General features: G+C 70.8%; 16 protein-coding genes. 10 read left to right on the top strand and 6 right to left on the bottom strand.

What is annotated here, in order from left to right; all coding sequences use genetic code 11:
* Position 1: 1 nt before the first annotated feature.
* Positions 2–757 (bottom strand): SDR family oxidoreductase, encoded by a 756-nt coding sequence (locus tag AB0C35_RS12720; RefSeq protein WP_358453979.1) that lies wholly within the window; start codon positions 755–757, stop codon positions 2–4.
* A gap of 96 nt (positions 758–853) precedes the next feature.
* Positions 854–1807, bottom strand: a complete 954-nt coding sequence (locus AB0C35_RS12715) for an alpha/beta hydrolase (protein WP_358453976.1) — start codon at positions 1805–1807, stop codon at positions 854–856.
* A gap of 192 nt (positions 1808–1999) precedes the next feature.
* Between AB0C35_RS12715 and AB0C35_RS12710 the strand changes: the two genes are divergently transcribed.
* Together AB0C35_RS12710 and AB0C35_RS12705 are read left to right on the top strand one after the other, a co-directional pair.
* A complete protein-coding gene (locus AB0C35_RS12710; RefSeq protein ID WP_358453973.1) occupies positions 2000–2569 on the top strand; it encodes a redoxin family protein in 570 nt (189 codons plus the stop codon).
* Positions 2570–2576: 7 nt separating this feature from the next.
* Positions 2577–3404, top strand: a complete 828-nt coding sequence (locus AB0C35_RS12705; protein ID WP_358453970.1) for a cytochrome c biogenesis CcdA family protein — start codon at positions 2577–2579, stop codon at positions 3402–3404.
* Positions 3405–3443: 39 nt separating this feature from the next.
* Here AB0C35_RS12705 and AB0C35_RS12700 read toward each other — a convergent pair whose 3' ends face one another.
* The gene (locus AB0C35_RS12700) at positions 3444–4835 is read right to left on the bottom strand and encodes an MFS transporter (RefSeq protein ID WP_358453968.1); all 1392 of its coding nucleotides are present in this window, start codon (positions 4833–4835) and stop codon (positions 3444–3446) included.
* Between the two features lie 120 nt (positions 4836–4955).
* On the opposite strand from AB0C35_RS12700, the gene AB0C35_RS12695 reads away from it, so the two are divergent.
* On the top strand, positions 4956–5567 hold the full coding sequence (locus AB0C35_RS12695; RefSeq protein ID WP_358453965.1) for a TetR/AcrR family transcriptional regulator: 612 nt from the start codon (positions 4956–4958) through the stop codon (positions 5565–5567).
* A 154-nt stretch (positions 5568–5721) separates the two neighbouring features.
* The gene (locus AB0C35_RS12690) at positions 5722–5949 is read left to right on the top strand and encodes a hypothetical protein (RefSeq protein ID WP_358453962.1); all 228 of its coding nucleotides are present in this window, start codon (positions 5722–5724) and stop codon (positions 5947–5949) included.
* 15 nt (positions 5950–5964) lie between these two features.
* Here the strand turns inward: AB0C35_RS12690 and AB0C35_RS12685 are convergent, their stop codons facing one another.
* Complete coding sequence (locus AB0C35_RS12685; RefSeq protein WP_358454455.1) at positions 5965–7572, bottom strand: peptide chain release factor 3; 1608 nt, start codon at positions 7570–7572, stop codon at positions 5965–5967.
* A 220-nt stretch (positions 7573–7792) separates the two neighbouring features.
* Here AB0C35_RS12685 and AB0C35_RS12680 point away from each other — a divergent pair, with 220 nt between their 5' ends.
* From AB0C35_RS12680 to AB0C35_RS12670, 3 genes are all read left to right on the top strand, one after another.
* Positions 7793–8515 (top strand): spermidine synthase, encoded by a 723-nt coding sequence (locus tag AB0C35_RS12680; protein ID WP_358454452.1) that lies wholly within the window; start codon positions 7793–7795, stop codon positions 8513–8515.
* Between the two features lie 91 nt (positions 8516–8606).
* Positions 8607–9005 carry a MerR family transcriptional regulator gene (locus AB0C35_RS12675; RefSeq protein WP_358453959.1) on the top strand — a complete coding sequence of 133 codons (399 nt, stop codon included), beginning with the start codon at positions 8607–8609 and terminating at the stop codon, positions 9003–9005.
* 131 nt (positions 9006–9136) lie between these two features.
* On the top strand, positions 9137–9574 hold the full coding sequence (locus AB0C35_RS12670; protein WP_358453957.1) for a Fur family transcriptional regulator: 438 nt from the start codon (positions 9137–9139) through the stop codon (positions 9572–9574).
* Between the two features lie 43 nt (positions 9575–9617).
* Here AB0C35_RS12670 and katG read toward each other — a convergent pair whose 3' ends face one another.
* The gene (gene katG / locus AB0C35_RS12665) at positions 9618–11843 is read right to left on the bottom strand and encodes a catalase/peroxidase HPI (protein WP_358453955.1); all 2226 of its coding nucleotides are present in this window, start codon (positions 11841–11843) and stop codon (positions 9618–9620) included.
* A 254-nt stretch (positions 11844–12097) separates the two neighbouring features.
* Positions 12098–12700: a lytic polysaccharide monooxygenase auxiliary activity family 9 protein gene (locus tag AB0C35_RS12660; RefSeq protein WP_358453954.1), complete on the bottom strand. Its 603-nt coding sequence runs from the start codon at positions 12698–12700 to the stop codon at positions 12098–12100.
* A 336-nt stretch (positions 12701–13036) separates the two neighbouring features.
* On the opposite strand from AB0C35_RS12660, the gene AB0C35_RS12655 reads away from it, so the two are divergent.
* The 3 genes from AB0C35_RS12655 (at position 13037) to AB0C35_RS12645 (ending at position 19709) form a co-directional block, all read left to right on the top strand.
* The gene (locus AB0C35_RS12655) at positions 13037–15217 is read left to right on the top strand and encodes a discoidin domain-containing protein (RefSeq protein ID WP_358453952.1); all 2181 of its coding nucleotides are present in this window, start codon (positions 13037–13039) and stop codon (positions 15215–15217) included.
* 94 nt (positions 15218–15311) lie between these two features.
* Positions 15312–16631, top strand: a complete 1320-nt coding sequence (locus AB0C35_RS12650) for a beta-1,3-glucanase family protein (RefSeq protein ID WP_358453950.1) — start codon at positions 15312–15314, stop codon at positions 16629–16631.
* A 15-nt stretch (positions 16632–16646) separates the two neighbouring features.
* The gene (locus AB0C35_RS12645) at positions 16647–19709 is read left to right on the top strand and encodes a discoidin domain-containing protein (RefSeq protein ID WP_358453948.1); all 3063 of its coding nucleotides are present in this window, start codon (positions 16647–16649) and stop codon (positions 19707–19709) included.
* Positions 19710–19722: the final 13 nt, after the last annotated feature.

The following is a 19722-nucleotide window of genomic DNA, read 5'->3' as shown; positions in this document are numbered from 1 at the left end:
GCTATCCGCGGACTGGGATCCGCCCCGGCCATTCGCTGTAGCGGATCTCGCCGAGGACGGCGTCATCGCCCGGCACCAGAGACCGCTCCTCCACCTCGGCCCCGAAGTAGTGCGCGTGCGGGTCCGTGACCACCTCGCGCGGGTCCTGCCAGGAGGCCAGGGCATCCCGGAAGAACTCGTCCATCCGGAACCGCTCGGGCCCGGCGACCTCGATCATCCCGTTCAGCGGCGCGCCCACCGCGACCCTGCCGACCGCCCGGGCGACATCGTCGCCGGCCATGGGCTGGAACAGCACGGGCGCCACCCGGACGGTGGTCCCGTCGCTCGCCTCGTCGGCGATGCTCTTGATGAACTCGAAGAACTGCGTCGCGTGCACGATCGAGTACGGAATCGACGACTTCTCGATCAGGTTCTCCTGGGCGATCTTCGCGCGGAAGTAGCCGCGCTCGGGCGGCCGCTCCGACCCCACCACCGACAGCGCGACATGGTGGCCGACGCCCGCCGCCGCCTCCGCGGCGAGCAGGTTGCCGGTCGAGGTCTGGAAGAACTCCATGACGGCGGCGTCCTCGAACGACGGGGAGTTCGACACGTCGATCACGACCGACGCGCCGGTGAGGACGTCCGCGAGCCCTTCGCCGGTCAGCGTGTTGACCCCGGTGTTCGGTGACGCCGCCACCGCCTCGTGTCCGTGCTCGCCGAGTTTCGTCACGAGCTTCGAGCCGATCAGTCCGGTGCCACCGATGACCACGATCTTCATGACAGAGCCTTTCTGTTTCGCGGGGCGTCCGATGCCGTCCGGACGCCGCCTTTCCGTGGGGAGTGCCAAGAGTGGGTGGCCGTCAGGCAAGGCGTTTCAGGTGCCGGTGCCCAGCGCGGCTTTCAGGACGTCGATGGCCTGGGCGGTGGCGCCGCGGGCGGCGTGGGTGTCGCGCACGGGGTTGAGCATCATGAAGTCGTGGAGGATGCCGTTGTAGCGGACGCTGGTGGTCGGCACACCGGCCTCGGTGAGCCGGCGGGCATAGGCCTCCCCCTCGTCGCGCAGCACGTCGTTCTCGTCGACGATGACGAACGCGGGCGGCAGCCCGGCCAGATCCTCCAGGGAGGCTCGCAGCGGTGAGGCGGTGATCTCCGCGCGTTGCGCCGGCCCGGGGGCGTAGGCGTCCCAGAACCACGCCATGGCCTTGGCTGTCAGGAACGGACCGTCGGCGAACTCGCGGTAGCTGCGGGTGTCCTGCGCGGCGTCGGTGACGGGGTAGTACATCGACTGATGCACGAAGTTCACGTCGCCGCGCCGTTTGGCCAGCAGGGCCAGTGCGGCGGTCATGTTGCCGCCGACCGAGTCTCCCGCGACCGCCAGCCGGGACGGATCGAGCCCTTCCGCGGCGCCGTGCTCGGTGATCCACCGAGCAGTGGCGTAGGCCTGCTCGATCGCGACCGGGTACCGGGCCTCCGGCGAACGGTCGTACTCCACGAACACGACCGCGGCGCCCACACCGACGGCCAGTTCCCGGACGAGCCGGTCGTGGGTGCCGGCGTTGCCGAGGACCCACCCGCCCCCGTGGACGTACAGCACGGCCGGCAGGGTGCCGTCCATCCCGGCGGGCTGGACGACCCGCACCCGGACGTCTCCGGCCTCGGCATGAACCGTGATCCACTTCTCGTCCACCCCGGGCATGGCGACCGGGGCGGCCTGGAGGTCGTCAAGGACCTTCCGGGCGCCGTCCGCACCCAGCTCGTACAGGAACGGTGGCTTGGAGGTCGCCTCCGCGAACTCCCGCGCCGCCGGTTCCAGGATGTGATCGCTCATCGTCCGGTGCTCCTTCCCCGATTCTCTTCCAAGGACCACGGTCGCCCGGCGGGGCGGCGGAGGGATCAGGGTGGGACACGGGCCCGATCCCTGGGCCGGCGCGGGCCCCAGCGGAACAGGCCGGTGGAAGCCCGGTGGGACGTCATCTCTTCGTAAGGAGCGGCGGCCGGTCCGGCCGTTAACGTGACCGGCATGAAGAAGGCGATCCTGATCGTGATCGGTGCCGCGTTGTTCGTGGCCGGCTGCGGGACCGGCGGCGGTGCGACGACCGCCGCCGAACCGACGACCGCCGCCGAACCGACGGCCGCCGCGGGCCCCTCGGCGGGAAGCCCCGGCGGGGCGGGCCAGGACGTGCCCGAGACGTTGAGGTTCGAGGGCGAGACGCTGGACGGCAAGGCCTTCGACGGCGCGAGCCTGGCGGGCAAGCCGGTGGTGTTCTGGTTCTGGGCGCCCTGGTGCCCCAAGTGCCTGTCCGAGGGCCCCCACGTGGCCAAGGCCGCGGAGAAGTACGGGGACAAGGTCTCCTTCGTCGGCATCGGCGGCCTGGACGACGGCAAGGACCGGCTGCGCGCGTTCGTCTCCCGGACGGGCACCGAAGGCCTCACCCACCTGGACGACCGGACCGGCAAGCTGTACGCCCATTTCAAGGTGACGTCGCAGTCGTCGTTCGTCTTCATGGCCCCCGACGGGACGACGAGCAAGGACTCCGGGCCGCTGGGGCAGTCCGAACTGAACCGGCACGTCGGCGAACTCCTCGGTTGACCGGCCGATGGAGACGATCTCGCTCGCCCTGGCGGCGGGGCTGGTGGCGGCCTTCAACCCGTGCGGCTTCGCGCTCCTGCCGTCCTACCTGACGCTGCTGATCGCCACGCCGGGGGCGGGCGGCGTCTGGCGGGCGCTGCGGCTGTCCGCCGCGATGACCGCGGGGTTCGTCACCGTCTTCGGCGCGTTCGGCCTGCTGGTCTCGGTGCTGACGACCTCGATCCAGCAGTACCTGCCCTGGGTCACGATCGTCGTGGGCGTCGCCTTGATCGCGCTCGGCGGGTGGCTGGTGACCGGGCGGGAACTGCTGCTCCGGCTGCCGCGCGTCCAGGCGGGCGGGCTGTCGGGGTCGCTGGCGGGACTGTACGGATACGGCGTCTCGTACGCCGTCGCGTCCCTGTCGTGCACCATCGCGCCGTTCCTTGCCGTCACCGGGTTGGTGTCCGGCGGCACGAGCATCGTCGGCGGGCTGGCGGCGTTCGCCGCGTACGGCGTCGGGATGGGCCTGGTCGTGGGGCTACTGTCGATGCTGGTGGCGCTGGCCCGTGACGCCGCGGTGGCGCGCACCCGCAGGATCCTGCCGTACGTCTCCCGTGTGAGCGGCGGCCTTCTGGTCCTCGCCGGGCTCTACGTCGTCTACTACGGCTGGTACGAGGTGCGCGTCAACGCGGGCGGCTCGGCCGACTCCCCGGTCGTCGGCGCCGCCACGGAGATCCAGGGCGCGGTGTCCGGCTGGGTCGACCAGATCGGCATCTGGTGGATCGCCGCCGCCTTCGCCGCCCTGGTCGCCGGAACCGTGGCGGCGCGCAGGCTCCTCCCCGACCGGCGGTCCTGATGCGACGGGTGGCCGACCCCCCGTCCACCAGCTCCGGCGTCATCCGGATCTCCGCGCCGGAAGCGCGAGCGACACGGCCGCGATCACGACCAGCATGACCGACATGATCAGGAAGGCGTCGCCGTAGGCCGCGGCGAGGGCGTGCGGGGTGGATGCGCGGCCCGCGACGGCCGCGGTGAGGACGGCCAGGCCGACGGCGCCGCCGACCTGTTTGGCGGTGTTCATCAGGCCGGAGGCGGCTCCGGCGTCGCGCTCGGCGACGCCGGAGGTGACGGTGGCGGTCAGGGGCGTGTTCAGCAGGCCGCCGCCCACGGAGATGAGGACCGCGGGGCCGAGCACGCCGAAAAGGTAGCCGCTGTCGGCGGTGATGTGGCTCTGCCAGAGGAACCCGCCGGCCGCGGTGAGCGCGCCGGCGATGACGAGGGTCCGGTCGTCGGTGCGCCTCATGAGCCACGGCGTGACCCGCAGGCCGACGGCCATGGTGAGCAGCGTGTGCGGGAGGAAGCCGAGCCCGGTCTGCAGCGCCGTGTAGTGCAGGACGTCCTGCATGTAGAGGGTCAGGAAGTACCACATCGGCACCTGGAAGCAGGCACCGGCGAGCAGCATCACCGCGTTCCCGGCGGTGATGGCCCGGAGGCGGAACAGCCGCGGCGGGATGAGCGGATCGCGGGCCAGGCGCGTCTCGACGAGGACGAACCCGGCGAGCAGGACGACGGCGGCCGCGAGGGCGGCGAGGATCACCGGGTCGTCCCAGCCGCGCGGACCGGCCTGCATGATCGCGTAGGCGAGGAGGGCGAGGCCGGCGGTGGCCGAGGCGGCGCCGGGAAGGTCGAGCCGGGGCGTCCGCGCGGCCGGGCGGCCCGGCGGGACGCGGACGGCCAGGGCGGCGGCCGCCGCGCCGATCGGCACGTTGATCAGCAGGATCCACCGCCAGGACAGCGACTGGGTGAGCACGCCGCCGATGAGGTTGCCGGACGCGCCGCCCGCGAGGCTCACCGCCGTCCAGGTGGCGAGGGCGCGGGTGCGGCGGGGACCCTCGGGGAACGTGGTGGTGAGGATCGTCAGGGTCGCCGGGGCGAGGACGGCGGCGCCGAGTCCCTGCGCCGCCCGGGCGGCGATCAGCAGGCCGGCGGTGGTCGACAGCCCGCCCACCAGGCTCGGCATCGCGAACAGCGCGAGCCCGGCGAGGAAGACGCGCCGGGCTCCGAAGAGGTCGGCGAGACGGCCGCCGAGCAGCAGGAACCCCGCGAAGGTGAGGGTGTACGCGCCCGCGACCCAGGGCAGGTCCGACGCCTCGAAGCCCAGGGACGACTGGATAGCGGGCAGCGCGACGTTCACCACGGAGACGTCGAGCACCACCATGAACTGGGCGGCGCAGGCGAGTGTGAGGATCAGCCCGGACGCCGCGGAGCCCGGTTCCTCGCGCCTCATCCCTCGCCCTCTCGCCCGACACAAATCAATGCGATCACATTGGTTTACTCGGCCCAGGCTAGAACGGGATAGGCTCAAGGGTCAATTCAGTGTGACCGCATCGAAAAGAGTGGACGGCCGATGGAACGACGCACCCGCGGGCCGGGGGCCCAGCACGAGACCCGGCGACAGGAGATCGCCGACGCCGTGCTGGCGATCGTCGCCGAGCACGGGCTGCCGGCCGTGTCACTGACCGAGGTCGCGGCACAGGCCGGAGTGTCGGCCGGACGCGTCCAGCACTACTTCCCCACGCGGCAGAAGCTCATCGAGGCCGCCTTCGACCGCGGCAACGAGCTGAGCAGCGCCCGCATCAGGTCACGGGTCGGACGCGACCTCGACGGCGCGGAACCGCGGTCGGTGCTCACGATCGTGCTGACCGAACTCATCGCCCACGACGCCGAGACGCGCGCCCACATGCGCGTCCGGCAGTCGTTCACGGCTCTCGCCCTCGCCGACGAAGCCATCGCCGACCGGATGCGCGCCGACTACACCCGCTTCCACCGACAGGTCACCGACCTCCTGCGCAGCGACCAGGACGCCGGGCTGATCGCCGCCGGCGCCGACCCGGCTCACACGGCCGTCGGCCTGGTCGCCCTCGCCGAGGGGCTGGCCTACTACGTCCTGATCGGCCTCACCGAACCCGGAACGGCCCGCGACCGCGTCCGGACGGCGATCGCCGCGCTCTACCGCTGACGTCTCCCGCGCGTACGGCCGTCCGCGCGGGCGTTCGGCCACCCCCGCCTCCACACCCTCTTGTAACGTGAGAGTAGTGTGCCGTCGGAGTGGCCGGTGCTGCCCCGCCCCCGCCATGCGGCAGCAGGCGGATCCGACCGACGCGAGAGGGATCATGCCGACCTACCGAATCCAGCCACAGGAAGGCGCCCCGCAGACGGTGCGGGCGCTCCGCCTCCGGACCGACGACGAGCAGATCTACTTCGAAGACCGTGTGAAGGGCGACTGGCAGCCCGTCCTCGAACTGCGCCTCGACGACGTCGAGCAGGTGCAGCGCCGCCTCAACGAGACCAACGGCGCCTGGATCTGGGTGACCGAGCACGTGCGGCGCATGCCGAAGTGACTCTCCGCGCGGTCGTCAGTCGGGGACGCCCGCGGCCAGCATCGGGGTGAGGGTGAGGCCGGGGTGTTCGCGTTCGATGGCGCGGAGCCGCCATTTGTCGACGAACACCGCGATGAGTGAGCCGTCCAGGGTGCGGGTGAGGACTTCGACGCCGCGTCGCCCGCTGAGGGTCTCGGCGGACTCCTTGTCGGTGATGCGGGCGGTGGAGTAGTCCAGCCGGGTGAGGTCGACGGGCGCGTTGAACTCGTCGGCCATCCGGGCGGTGACGACGTCGAACTGCAGCGGCCCGACCGCGGCCAGCACCGGCGCCTGGTCGCCGCGCAGGTCGCTGCGCAGCACCTGCACCACGCCCTCGCTGTCGAGCTGCTCGATGCCGCGGCGGAACTGCTTGGCGCGGCTGTTGTCGGTGACGCGCACCACCATGAAGTGCTCGGGCGCGAACGCCGGGATCGGCGGGAACGCCACCGGCGTCCTGGCGTACAGGGTGTCGCCCACGGTCAGGCCGGACGCGTTCGGCAGCCCGATCACATCGCCCGGGTAGGCCGCGTCCAGGGTCGAGCGGTCGCGTCCGAAGATCGTCTGCGCGTACTTGGTCGCCAACGGCCGCCCGGTGGGGGCGTGGGTCAGCGACATGCCGCGCTCGAACCGGCCCGAGCAGACCCGGATGAAGGCCAGCCGGTCGCGGTGCGCCTTGTCCATGCCCGCCTGCACCTTGAACACCTGCCCGGAGAACGGCGCCGACACCGGCCGCTCCTTCCCGGCCGCGTCCGCGCGCGCCGACGGCGCGGGCGCCAGCCGGCACACCGCCTCCAGCAGCTCCGCCACGCCGAAGTTCGGCAGCCCGGCGCCGAACAGCACCGGCGTGCAGATCCCGGCGGCGAACGCGTCGGCGTCGAGGGTGGCGCCGATCTCGTCCAGCAGCGCCAGTTCCTCCACCGCGGTCTCCCACGCCCGGCCCTCCTCGCGGGCCGCCTGCTCGGCGGGGACGTGCTCGGCGAGCGCGCGGGTCGCGCCGCCCGGGGTCCGGCGGAACCGGGTGAACGAGCCGCCGGCGCGGTCGATCAGGCCGCGGAAGTCCCCCGCGACGCCGACCGGCCAGTTCAGCGGGGCCGGACGCAGGCCGATGCGCTGTTCGACCTCGTCCAGCAGTTCCAGGGGTTCACGGCCGGGCCGGTCCCACTTGTTCACGAACGTGATCACCGGGATGCCGCGGTGCCGGCACACGTCGAACAGCTTCAGCGTCTGCGCTTCCAGGCCTTTGGCCGAGTCGAGCAGCATGATCGCCCCGTCGACGGCCGCCAGCACCCGGTAGGTGTCCTCGGAGAAGTCCGCGTGGCCCGGGGTGTCCAGCAGGTTGAGCAGCGCGCCGTCGTACTCGAACCGCAGCACCGAAGAGGTGATGGAGATGCCGCGCGAGCGCTCGATGTCCATCCAGTCCGACCGCACGCCGCGCCGCCCGGCCTTGCCGTGCACCGCCCCCGCCTGCTCGATCGCCGCTGCGTGCAAGGCGAGCGCCTCGGTCAGCGTCGACTTGCCCGCGTCCGGGTGACTGATCACCGCGAACGTGCGGCGCCGCGCCGCCTCCGCCACCACGTCCTGCGGTGTGCCCGTCCCGCCGCTCACCGCGAACGGCAATCGTGTCTGCTCTGCATCCGCCACCACCTGAGGACCATCTCCGTCAACCTAACCTTACGTTAAGGTATCCTGTGCACGGTCGGCCCGCGGACGTGCTCACTAATCCTCATCTGGGACATTTCCATTTCCGGGACGGGAAGAGTGGCCAGGGTCACTCTGCCTTTACGGGAGATATATTCCAACCGCTGGATGCGGGGAACGGATCGTGATGGGCGCACTGTTCGAGGAGCTCGACTGGCGTCCGACGCCCATGGGCGCCATCAGCCTACGGCGGCGCCGGGACCCGTCCCTCCGCATCGACGTCTACGAGATCAAACTCGACGACGACTTCCTCATGTCGAGCCTGTGGACCGCCGGTGAGATCGAACTCGCCCGGCTCGGCCTCGCCGCGGCGGAGGGAACCGGCCTCGACGTCGTCGTCGGGGGCCTCGGGCTCGGCTACACCGCCGACGCCGCCCTGGAAGAGCCCAGGGTCCGCTCGCTCGTCGTGGTGGAGACGCTCGCCGAAGTGATCGACTGGCACCGGGCGCGGCTGGTGCCGCTCGGGGAGCGGCTGACGACCGACGACCGCTGCCGGCTGGTGCAGGGCGACTTCTTCGCCATGGCCTCGTCGGGGACGGGGCTGGACCCGCGGACGCCCGGCGGACGCTTCCATGCCGTCCTGCTCGACATCGACCATTCGCCGAGCCACGTCCTCGACACCGGCCACGCCTCCTTCTACGGGCCCGGGCCGCTAAACCGCCTCGCCGCGCAGATCCACCCCGGCGGCGTCTTCGCGCTGTGGTCGAACGACCCTCCGGACGACGCGTTCACCGCCGTCCTCGGTGAGGTCTTCGCCGAGGTCACGGCGCACGTCGTCGAGTTCCCCAACCACATCCAGGGCGGCACCGCGTCCAACACCGTGTACGTCGCGCGCACGCACCCGCGCTGAGAACGCGGCCGCCGCGAAGATGGCAAGCTTGACCGACGGTATGGATCATCCGCCTCCGGTGGAGCGGGCCGGTGGAGCGAGGAGGACCCCGATGGACGGCAGGCACATGCAGATCGGCGAGGTCGCCGATCGGACCGGCCTGAGCCTGCGCACCATCCGCCACTACGAAGAGGTCGGGCTCGCCCTCCCCACCGCCCGCTCCCAGGGCGGCTTCCGGCTCTACACCGACGACGACGTCACCCGCCTCCTGGTCATCAAGAGGATGAAGCCGCTCGACTTCACCCTCGAAGAGATGCGCGACCTGCTCGACATCCTGGACCGGCTCCAGTCCGCCGACACCGGCGACGCCACCCGGAGCGACCTCGCCAAACGCCTCGCCCTCTACCGCTCGCTGGTCGAGGAGCGCTGCGAGAAGATCCGCACCCGGCTGGCCGACGCCGAGCAGTTCTCCGCCGAGCTCTCGACGGAACTGCGCAAGCATCGCCCCTAGCGGATTCCCGGCCGTGGCCAGGCAGTTCGCCCGGACGTCGCGTCGCCCAGAAAATCCTGTATGGACCTGCCACTAGACTTGTGTCATTCGTTGTCTCGAGTAGGTCGCGTTTGTGAAGGTAGGTCACCGCCATGACCGCATCCCAGCCCCCGACGACCGCCGAGGAGCTGCGCGGTGCCGGCCTGCGGGTCACGGCCGCCCGCGTCGCGCTGCTGGAGACCGTCCGGGACGGTGACCACCTCGACGTCGAGGCGATCGCCTCCGGGGTGCGCGACCGCGTGGGCCACATCTCCCTTCAGGCCGTGTACGAGGCCCTCCACGCGCTCACCGCCGCCAGGCTCGTGCGGCGCCTCGAACCCGGCGACAGCCCCGCCCGGTTCGAGGGACGCGTCGGCGACAACCACCACCACCTGGTGTGCCGGAACTGCGGCGCGGTCAAGGACGTCGACTGCGCCGTGGGGCACCCGCCCTGCCTCGACCCGGTGGACGACGCGGGCTACCTGGTCGACGAGGCCGACGTCACCTTCTGGGGCCTGTGCCCGCAGTGCCGCCCAGGAACCACGCGCTGACCACGTCCGGGCCGGGCCGTGTGGGCCGGCCCGGACGCCGGGGTCAGGCGAGGTCGAACCGGTCGAGGTTCATCACCTTGTCCCACGCCGCGACGAAGTCGCGCACGAACTTCTCGCTCGCGTCGTCGGCGGCGTAGACCTCCGCGATCGCGCGCAGCTCCGAGTTCGACCCGAAGACGAGGTCGACGCGGCTGCCGGTCCACTTGACGGCGCCCGAGGCGTCGCGGCCCTCGAAGGTCTCCGCCTCCTCCGACGTCGGCTTCCACGTCGTGCCCATGTCGAGCAGGTTCACGAAGAAGTCGTTGGTCAGCGACCCGGGGCTGTCGGTGAGGACGCCGAGCGACGACGACTGCCGGTGGTTCGCGCCCAGGGCGCGGAGTCCGCCGACGAGGACCGTCATCTCGGGCGCGCTCAGGGTGAGCAGGTTCGCCCGGTCGATCAGCGAGTACTCGGCCGGGAGCGGGTTGGCCTTCCCGACGTAGTTGCGGAACCCGTCCGAGGTCGGCTCCATCTCGGCGAAGGACTCCACGTCGGTCTGGTCCTGCGACGCGTCCGTCCGGCCCGGGGCGAAGGGGACCTCGATGTCGTGACCGGCGGTCTTGGCTGCCTGCTCGACGGCGGCGCACCCGCCGAGGACGATCAGGTCGGCCAGCGAGACACGCTTGCCGCCGGTCTGAGCCGAGTCGAAGGACTCCTTGACGCCCTCCAGGACGCGCAGGACCCTCTCCAGCTCGTCGGGCTGGTTGACCTCCCAGCCGTTCTGCGGCTCGAGGCGGATGCGCGCGCCGTTGGCGCCGCCGCGCATGTCCGTCCCGCGGTAGGACGCGGCCGACGCCCACGCGGTCGACACGAGCTGGGGGACCGACAGCCCCGAGGCGAGGAGCTGGGCCTTGAGCGCGGCGATGTCGCCCGCGTCGATGAGCTCGTGCGTCCGCTCGGGGACGGGGTCCTGCCACACCAGCGTCTCGCTCGGGACCTCCGGCCCGAGGTAGCGCACGACCGGCCCCATGTCGCGGTGGGTCAGCTTGAACCACGCGCGGGCGAAGGCGTCGGCGAACTCGCCGGGGTTGTCCTTGAAGCGCCGCGAGATCGGCTCGTAGACCGGGTCGAAGCGCAGCGACAGGTCGGTCGTCAGCATCGTCGGGGCGTGGCTCTTGGACGGGTCGTGCGGGTCGGGGACGGTACCGGCCCCGGCGCCGTCCTTCGGCCGGTACTGCCACGCGCCGGCGGGGCTCTTGAACAGCTCCCACTCGTAGCCGAACAGGATCTCGAAGAAGCTGTTGTCCCACGTGGTCGGGGTGTCGGTCCAGATGCCCTCAAGGCCGCTGATGATCGCGTCCCCGCCCTTGCCGGTGCCGAAGGTGCTCTTCCAGCCGAGGCCCATCTCCTCCAGCGGGGCGGCCTCGGGCTCGGGGCCGACGTGGTCCGCCGGGCCCGCGCCGTGCGTCTTGCCGAACGTGTGGCCGCCGGCGATCAGGGCGACGGTCTCCTCGTCGTTCATCGCCATGCGGCGGAACGTCTCGCGGATGTCGCGGGCCGCGGCGATCGGGTCCGGGTTGCCGTTCGGGCCCTCCGGGTTGACGTAGATGAGGCCCATCTGGACGGCGCCCAGGGGGTTTTCGAGGTCCCGGTCGCCGCTGTAGCGCCGGTCGTCGAGCCAGGTGGTCTCGGGGCCCCAGTAGACGTCCTCCTCGGGCTCGAAGACGTCCTCACGGCCGCCGGCGAAGCCGAACGTCGTGAAGCCCATCGTCTCCAGGGCGACGTTGCCGGTCAGGATGTAGAGGTCGGCCCACGAGATCTTCCGGCCGTACTTCTTCTTGACCGGCCACAGCAGCCGGCGGGCCTTGTCGAGGCCGCCGTTGTCGGGCCAGCTGTTGAGGGGCGCGAAGCGCTGCTGGCCGGACCCGGCGCCGCCGCGGCCGTCGCTGACGCGGTACGTCCCGGCGCTGTGCCACGCCATCCGGATCATGAACGGGCCGTAGTTGCCGAAGTCGGCGGGCCACCAGTCCTGCGAGGTGGTGAGGATCTCGGCGATGTCCCGCTTCACCGCGGCGAGATCGAGGCTGTTGAACGCCTCGGCGTAGTCGAAGTCCTCGTCCATGGGGTTGGACACGTCAGGGTTTTTGGCGAGGAGCTTCAGGTTGAGCTGGTTCGGCCACCAGCCGCGGTTGCCGCCCCCCTGGGTGGGGTGCGGTGCACGGTCGTGGACGACCGGACAGCGGCCTTCCGCGTTCGTTTCGTTGACTGCCGACTCTTGGTTTTCCGACATGGGATCCTCCCGGGCAATGCAGAGTGAGTCAGCACCGCCACACGGGGACGGGTCACGCGCAGAGCGGCCCCGCGCGGCATCCGCCGGTAGTCCGAGGGCGTTGCCACGTCCGACAGACTGGCTCACTGTCTGGAACCAGTCAAGAATAGGGAGCCGTCAAGTTTGGCCGGATGCCGCGGAAGCCGGGACGCCGCGAAAGTCGTCCCGCCGGACGCGGCGCGGCGTCCGGCGGGACGGGATCGTGAGGCGGGGGGCTAGCGGAAGTTCACATCGCTGCAGATGTAGTACACCTGGTCCATGTGCGACGCCTGCCAGATCGTGAAGACGACGTGGCGGCCACTGCGGCCGGGAGCGCTGACGTCGCCGATGACGTAGTTGTTGCTGGGACCGTACTGTCCGGTCTGGCGGACCAGCTCCAGGTCACTCCAGCGCAGCGGCTGGGTCAGGGCGTCGTAGCCCTGGCGCGTGACGTAGACGAGGAAGTAGTCCGCGCCATGGCTGGCCTGGTCGTACAGGTTGATCGTGAAGTTGGTGCCGACGTCGGTCGTCTTCCACGGGCCCACGGCGTCCATGGACCGGTAGCGCCCGCCCTCGGCGTGGCCGCCGCTGCACAGCTGCCCGTCGGGCACCGCGGCCTGGTGATTACCGCCGACGTTGTTCTGGTAGAGCCCGTTCCAGTTCCACATGGCGTTGGGGTTGTCCTGCCACGCCTGCCAGCACATCGGGTCGAGCTGCTGCATCTCGGGGTTCAGGTGGTCGTCGCCCCAGCGTTCCCAGCAGCCGTAGTTGCGGGACGCTGGGTCGATGACCGATCCGTGCGCCGAGGCCGTGTCGATCCAGAAGAGCGGGACGAGCACGGCCGCGAACAGGATCGTCGCGGCACGGCGTATTCCCGCTTCACCGCGGCGAGGTCGAGGCCGTTGAACGCCTCGGCGTAGTCGTATTCGGTTGTGCATGTGCGAGGTCTCCGTTCCGGTTGCGGGGGTATGGCCGGATTGGGAGCGCTCCCAGAAGGGAGGTTAACCCCGACCCGCACGATCCGTCATGCGGCCGTGAAAGCTTTCACGCCCGCTCGCGGTCCGGTGCGGGCTTGGGCCTTGACGGGGTAGTTATTCCACGATTTAAATCACGTTGTGAAATAACGTGTGATGTAAGGGGCCCCGCACCTCTCCCCCACCCCGAAGGAGATGCGCATGCATCCCGTCCCACCCCTTGCGCCGTCCGGGAGAAGATCCTGGACGGCCGGCGCCTTCGCCCTTCTGCTCGTGGTCGTTCTCGCCGTACCCGGTCCGGTCGGCCGGGCCGCGGCGGCCGCGTGCGGTACGGCGGACGCCGCGCTGAACCGCCCCGCCACCGCCTCGTCCACCGAGAGCGCGTCCTTCCCCGCCTCCGCAGCCGTCGACGGCAACCCCGGAACCCGCTGGTCCAGCGCGTTCAGCGACCCCCAATGGCTCCAGGTCGACCTCGGATCCAGCCAGGAAATCTGCCAGGTCGTGCTGAACTGGGAGGCGGCCTACGGCAGCGCGTTCCAGATCCAGGTGTCCGGCAACGCCTCCGACTGGACGACCGTCTACTCGACCGCCGGCGGAACGGGTGGGACGCAGAGCCTCAACGTCACCGGCGAAGGACGGTACGTCCGCATGTACGGGACGGCCCGCGCCACCCAGTGGGGATACTCGCTGTTCGGGATGGCCGTGCACACCGGCTCCGGCGACGGCACCCTGCCCGGCGGCGGCGGCGACCTCGGCCCGAACGTCGTGGTGTTCGACCCGTCGATGAGCGCGTCCGAGATCCAGGGCAGGCTCGACACGGTCTTCCGCGAGCAGGAGAGCAGCCAGTTCGGGTCGGCCCGGTACGCGCTGATGTTCAAGCCCGGCAACTACGACGTCAACGCTAACGTCGGCTTCTACACCTCGATCATGGGCCTCGGCCGCAACCCCGACGACGTCACCCTCGACGGCGTCACCGTGGACGCGGGCTGGTTCGGCGGCAACGCCACCCAGAACTTCTGGCGGTCCGCCGAGAACCTGTCGATCAGCCCGCCCGGCGGGACGAACCGGTGGGCGGTCTCGCAGGCCGCGCCGTTCCGGCGCATCCACGTCCGGGGGAACCTGAACCTCGCGCCGACCGGTTACGGCTGGGCCAGCGGCGGCTACATGGCCGACTCCAAGGTCGACGGCCAGGTCCAGCCGTACTCACAGCAGCAGTGGCTGACGCGGGACAGCCAGATCGGCGGCAACCTCAACGGCGTGTGGAACATGGTGTTCTCCGGCGTCGAGGGCGCACCCGCGCAGAGCTTCCCGAACCCGCCCTACACCACGCTGGACACCAGCCCGGTGACCAGGGAGAAGCCGTACCTGTACGTCGACTCCTCCGGCTCGTACAACGTGTTCGTCCCCGCGTTGCGGCGCAACTCGCGCGGGACGACCTGGTCCGGCGGCTCGACGCCGGGCTCGTCGATCCCGCTGTCGCAGTTCTACGTGGCCAAGCCGGGCGTCTCGGCCGCCACCCTCAACGCGGCGCTGGACCAGGGCCTGAACCTGCTGTTCACGCCCGGCATCTACCACCTCGACCAGACGATCGACGTCGGCCGCTCCGACGCCGTGGTCCTCGGCATCGGCTACCCGACGCTCATCCCCGACAACGGGATCACGGCGATGACCGTGGCCGACGTCGACGGCGTCAAGCTGGCCGGGCTGCTGTTCGACGCCGGCCCGGTCAACTCGCCGGTGCTGCTCCGGCTCGGGCCGGACGGCGCGGGCGCCGACCACGCCGGCGACCCGACGTCCGTCCAGGACGTCTTCTTCCGGATCGGCGGCGCCGGACCGGGCAAGGCGTCCAAGAGCATGGTCGTGAACAGCGACGACGTCCTCCTCGACCACATCTGGGCGTGGCGGGGAGACCACGGCGACGGGATCGGCTGGACGGTCAACACCGCCGACAACGGCGTCATCGTCAACGGCGACGACGTCACCGCCTACGGGCTGTTCGTCGAGCACTACCAGAAGTACCAGCTGATCTGGAACGGCGACGGCGGAAAGGTGATCTTCTTCCAGAACGAGATGCCGTACGACCCGCCGACCCAGTCCGCCTGGCGGAGCGACTCCCCCGACGGCTACGCCGCCTACAAGGTCGCCGACTCGGTCACCACCCACGAGGGCTGGGGTCTCGGCAGCTACTGCTACTTCAACGTCAACCCGTCGATCGTGGCCGCGCGCGGCTTCGAGGTCCCCGTCCGCTCCGGCGTGCGCTTCCACGACGTGCTCACGGTCTCGCTGGGCGGCAACGGCGTGATCCGGCACGTCATCAACGACACCGGGCCGGAGGCGTCCGGTACCGACACCGTCCCGGCCAACGTGGTCAGCTTCCCCTGATCCACGGCCGGACCTCCCCTGCGGGCCCGCGTTCGGGCGGGCCCGCAGGGGCCCACCCCCCATCTCCTCCACCCCCTCGAACTGGAGATGCCCCATGAAGCTCCCCGTCGCTTCGGCGATGACCGCCCTGCTGCTCCTTCTCCCCGGCTCCCTGGTGCTGTCGGCCTCGGCCGGCGCCGCCGCGTGCGGTACGGCCGACGCCGCGCTGAACCGCCCCGCCACCGCCTCGTCCACCGAGAGCGCGTCCTATCCCGCCTCCGCCGCCGTCGACGGCAACCCCGGAACCCGCTGGTCCAGCGCGTTCAGCGACCCGCAATGGCTCCAGGTCGACCTCGGATCCAGCCAGGACATCTGCCAGGTCGTCCTCGACTGGGAGACCGCCTACGGCAGCGCGTTCCAGATCCAGGTGTCCGACAACGCGTCCAACTGGACGACCGTCTACTCCACCTCGTCCGGAACCGGCGGCGACCAGACCCTCAACGTCACCGGTAACGGCCGCTACGTCCGGCTGTACGGGACGACGCGCGCCACCCAGTGGGGCTACTCGCTGTGGTCGTTCGGCGTCCGCACGACCGGGTCGGTCACGCCCCCGGACGACGACTTCTGGGGCGACACCTCGACGATCCCGCCCGCGCAGAACGTCGTCATGGTCAAGGTCCTCAACAGGACGAACGGCCAGTATCCCGACAGCCAGGTCTACTGGAGCTTCAACGGGCAGGTCCACTCGATCGCCGAGCAGCCGTACCTGGACATGCCGGTCAACTCCGCCGGCCGGATGTACTTCTACCTCGGTTCACCCGACAGCCGGTACCGCGACTTCATCGAGTTCACCGTCGGCGCTGACGTGTTCAACGGCAACACCACCCGGGTCGACGGGTTCGGCCTCAAGCTCGCCATGCGCCTGCACGCCCACGACGGGTACGACGTGTCCGTCGGCGAGGACCTCGCCACCTTCCAGGAGGACCGCTCCGCCACCTTCCAGCGGTTCATCGACGAGGTGCCGGACGAGTTCGACGCCCTGGCGACGATCGAGGCGCCGTATCAGATCCCGGCCCCCCGGTCCGCACCCGCGTTCCAACCCGGCGGCGCCCACGCCGGCTACTTCAGCGGCTACGCCGCGTCCGTCGGCGTGTCCGCCACCACATCGGAGATCGTCGGCTGCTCGGGGCCGATGGCGGGCGACCCGGGGATGTGCTCCGCACTCAACCGGCACGTCGCGCACCTGCCGCAGTCGCAGTGGTCCGACCCGTCCGGCTTCTACCAGGCCGCGCCCGCGAACTACTACGCGAAGTTCTGGCACGACCACGCGATCGGCGGCCTCGCCTACGGCTTCCCGTACGACGACTACGCCGGCCGCTCCTCCTTCATCTCGCACGGCGACCCGCAGTACCTCCTGGTCGCCGTCGGCTGGTAAGCGCAGGAGAACGCCATGACCGCAGACCAGCGGCAAAGATGGACGACCGCCTTCACCGTGCTCGCGGTGCTCGCCGCGCTCTTCACCGTCCCCGCGCACCCCGCGCAAGCGGCGGCGCTGCTGTCGCTGAACAGGCCGGCGACGGCGTCGTCCAGCGAGGGCGCCGCCTTCCCCGCCTCCGCGGTGGTGGACGGCGACGCCGGAACCCGCTGGTCCAGCGCGTTCAGCGACCCGCAGTGGGTGCAGATCGACCTGGGTGACGGCAAGAACATCAGCCAGGTCGTCCTGGACTGGGAGGCGGCGTACGCGACCGCCTTCCAGATCCAGGTGTCCGGCAACGGCACCGACTGGACGACCGTCTACTCCACCACCAGCGGAACCGGCGGCGACCAGACCCTCGACGTCACCGGCAACGGCCGCTACATCCGGATGTACGGCACCGCCCGCGCCACCGGCTACGGCTACTCCCTGTGGGAGTTCTCCGTCTACGGCGACTCCGGAGACCAGCCGCCGCCGTCCGGGACGACGCCGATCTCGGCGTTCAAGCAGGTGTCGGCCTCCTCCTGGGAGGGCGGCAACGCCCCGGCGGCGGCGCTGGACGGCCGCACCACCACCCGCTGGTCCAGCGAGTTCAGCGACGACCAGTGGCTCCGCGTCGACCTCGGCGGCACCGCGACGATCACCGGGGTGACGCTGAACTGGGAGTCGGCGTACGCGACCGGCTACCGCCTCGACGTGTCCGGCGACGGCACGTCCTGGACGACCGTCTACTCCACGACCACCGGCAAGGGCGGCACCGAGAACCTCGACGTGTCCGGCAAGGGCCGCTACATCCGGTTCACCGGAACGTCCCGCGCCACCGGTTACGGATACTCGCTCTGGGAGTTCCAGGTGTTCGGCACCGTCGACTCCACCGCCACCGCACCGCCCCTGCTCTCGCCGCCGACGCGGGCGCCGGGGACCACGAACCAGTTCGCGCTGTCGGCGCCCGCCGACCACGCGATGGTCACGGACACACGGCGTCCCGCCTTCTCCTGGGCGGACGTCCCCGGCACCGCGCGCTACGAAGTGTGGCTCAACGTCAGCCGCACCGATTACGACTTCACCGATTCGGGCTCGCTGCTGGACCTCTACACCAAGGTCGCCGAAACGTCCGGCAACACCTACACGCCGTCCTGGGACATCAGCGACCGGTGGACCTACAAATGGTTCGTCGTCGCGGTGAACGGGTCGGGCGGGAGAACCACGTCCAATATCCGCACCTTCAGCGTCTACCTCCCGCAGATCGAGACCGTCGACGACGGCGTCAACGTGATCAACGGCGCCCGGGACCTCAACAAGAACGGCGCGATCGAGCCCTACGAGGACTGGCGGCGTCCCGTGCAGGACCGCGTGAACGACCTTCTCGGCAGGATGACCACCGAGGAGAAGGCGTACCAGATGTTCTACAACGCGCAGGCGTACGCGCGGTCCGGCTGGCATTTCGGCCCGGCGCAGGCGGGCGACCTCCACGACGTGCTGCGCGGCGCCGCCGGTACCCGCCTCGGCATCCCGCCGGTGTCGGCCGGTGACACGATCGCCGGCTACAAGACCACCTATCCGCTCCAGAGCGCCCTGGCCGCGGCGAAGAACTACCCGCTCGACTACAGGCTCGGCGACATGCAGCGACGCGAGCAGCTGGAGGTCGGGACCCGCGGCGTCCTCGGGCCGCTCGCCGAGGTCGGCACGAAGGTGCTCTACCCGCGCATCCAGGAGGGCAACGGCGAGAACGCGCAGGTGGCGGCGGCTCAGGTCCGGGCGCTGGTCGCCGGGCTGCAGGGCGGGCCGGAACTGAACCCGGGCTCGGTCCTCGCGACCGTCAAGCACTGGCCCGGCGAAGGCGCCGGCGGCGAGGCCGGCATCACCTACGACGAGGTGTCGATCAAGCACCACATGATCCCGTGGCGGGCCGCGATGGACGCCGGGGCCGTCAACATCATGCCCGGGTACGCGGGCAGCGAGCTCCTCGATCCGGGCGGTCCCGGCGCCGGGAACAGCGCGCCGATCCTGCGTTACCTGCGCGACCGGCTCGGCTACACGGGCCTGATCACGACCGACTGGCTGCCGTCCGGCGCCTGGGTCAGCGCCGCCAACGCGGGGTCCGACGTGATGGGCGGCGCGGACCCCGGCGCGTCCGGGTTCTCCATGGCCGACTTCACCGCACAGGTGCCGATCTCCCGGATCGACGACGCCGTGACCCGCGTCCTGCGGCTGAAGTTCAAGCTCGGCGTCTTCGACCGCCCCTACGGCGACCCGGTGAACGGCCCCTACCGCTTCCACCAGCCGTCGTACGCCGCGCTCGCGAACCAGGCGGCGCGCGAGTCGCTCACCGTCCTGAAGAACGACGGCGTCCTGCCGATCGGCCTCGGCGAGGGCGACGACCTCGTGGTGGCCGGGCCGCGCGCCACCGACGGCACCGCCTGCTGCATCTGGACGAGCTACTTCCACGCCGAGTACGGCTCGCTCACCCTGCTGGACGCGATCAGGGCGCGGGCGGCGAAGGAGGGCGTGAACGTCCACCACAACGACGCGCCGTCGCCCGACCTGGCCGTCGTGGCCGTCGGCGAACCCACCTACACCCACGCCACCGCCTGGGTGAACGAGCGGCCCTACCTGCCGCCCGACCAGCTCGCCGTCATCCGGGACTTCCACGACCGCGGCGTCCCGGTGGTCGTCGTGATGGACCTGCCGCGTCCGACCGTCATCACCGAATGGAACGGCCTGGCCGACGCCATCGTGATGACCTACCGCGGCGGCGAGGAGGTCGGCCCGGCGACCGCGAGCCTCCTGTTCGGCGACTTCGAGCCGAGCGGACGACTCCCCTGGCAGCTGCCGCGCAGCGTCGACCAGATCCTCAAGCCCGGCGGCGTCGACCGGCCCGAGGACGCCGTGGAGAACTGGAACATCCCGTACGACCTCGGGGCCACGGCCGCCGAACGCGCCGAGATCCACGCCCGCATCGACGCCGGCCAGCCACCTCCCACCGACTACGGCGACCCCCTCTACCCGTACGGCGCCGGAATCCAGGGCTGGCCCTGATCCTCACTGGGCG

The organism is Spirillospora sp. NPDC048819 (assembly GCF_040650055.1).
GTDB lineage: Bacteria > Actinomycetota > Actinomycetes > Streptosporangiales > Streptosporangiaceae > Spirillospora.
Note: the sequence above shows the minus strand (reverse complement) of the source record. Positions and strands in the feature narration are given on the sequence as shown.

What these genes read in the sequence shown, in the direction of transcription:
- AB0C35_RS12710 (WP_358453973.1), top strand. Translation starts at nt 2,000, where the DNA reads ATGAAGAAGGCGATCCTGATCGTGATCGGTGCCGCGTTGTTCGTGGCC.
- AB0C35_RS12680 (WP_358454452.1), top strand. Translation starts at nt 7,793, where the DNA reads ATGGGCGCACTGTTCGAGGAGCTCGACTGGCGTCCGACGCCCATGGGC.
- katG (WP_358453955.1), bottom strand. Translation starts at nt 11,843, where the DNA reads ATGTCGGAAAACCAAGAGTCGGCAGTCAACGAAACGAACGCGGAAGGC.
- AB0C35_RS12690 (WP_358453962.1), top strand. Translation starts at nt 5,722, where the DNA reads ATGCCGACCTACCGAATCCAGCCACAGGAAGGCGCCCCGCAGACGGTG.
- AB0C35_RS12695 (WP_358453965.1), top strand. Translation starts at nt 4,956, where the DNA reads ATGGAACGACGCACCCGCGGGCCGGGGGCCCAGCACGAGACCCGGCGA.
- AB0C35_RS12720 (WP_358453979.1), bottom strand. Translation starts at nt 757, where the DNA reads ATGAAGATCGTGGTCATCGGTGGCACCGGACTGATCGGCTCGAAGCTC.
- AB0C35_RS12655 (WP_358453952.1), top strand. Translation starts at nt 13,037, where the DNA reads ATGCATCCCGTCCCACCCCTTGCGCCGTCCGGGAGAAGATCCTGGACG.
- AB0C35_RS12675 (WP_358453959.1), top strand. Translation starts at nt 8,607, where the DNA reads ATGGACGGCAGGCACATGCAGATCGGCGAGGTCGCCGATCGGACCGGC.
- AB0C35_RS12645 (WP_358453948.1), top strand. Translation starts at nt 16,647, where the DNA reads ATGACCGCAGACCAGCGGCAAAGATGGACGACCGCCTTCACCGTGCTC.
- AB0C35_RS12650 (WP_358453950.1), top strand. Translation starts at nt 15,312, where the DNA reads ATGAAGCTCCCCGTCGCTTCGGCGATGACCGCCCTGCTGCTCCTTCTC.
- AB0C35_RS12705 (WP_358453970.1), top strand. Translation starts at nt 2,577, where the DNA reads ATGGAGACGATCTCGCTCGCCCTGGCGGCGGGGCTGGTGGCGGCCTTC.
- AB0C35_RS12670 (WP_358453957.1), top strand. Translation starts at nt 9,137, where the DNA reads ATGACCGCATCCCAGCCCCCGACGACCGCCGAGGAGCTGCGCGGTGCC.
- AB0C35_RS12715 (WP_358453976.1), bottom strand. Translation starts at nt 1,807, where the DNA reads ATGAGCGATCACATCCTGGAACCGGCGGCGCGGGAGTTCGCGGAGGCG.
- AB0C35_RS12700 (WP_358453968.1), bottom strand. Translation starts at nt 4,835, where the DNA reads ATGAGGCGCGAGGAACCGGGCTCCGCGGCGTCCGGGCTGATCCTCACA.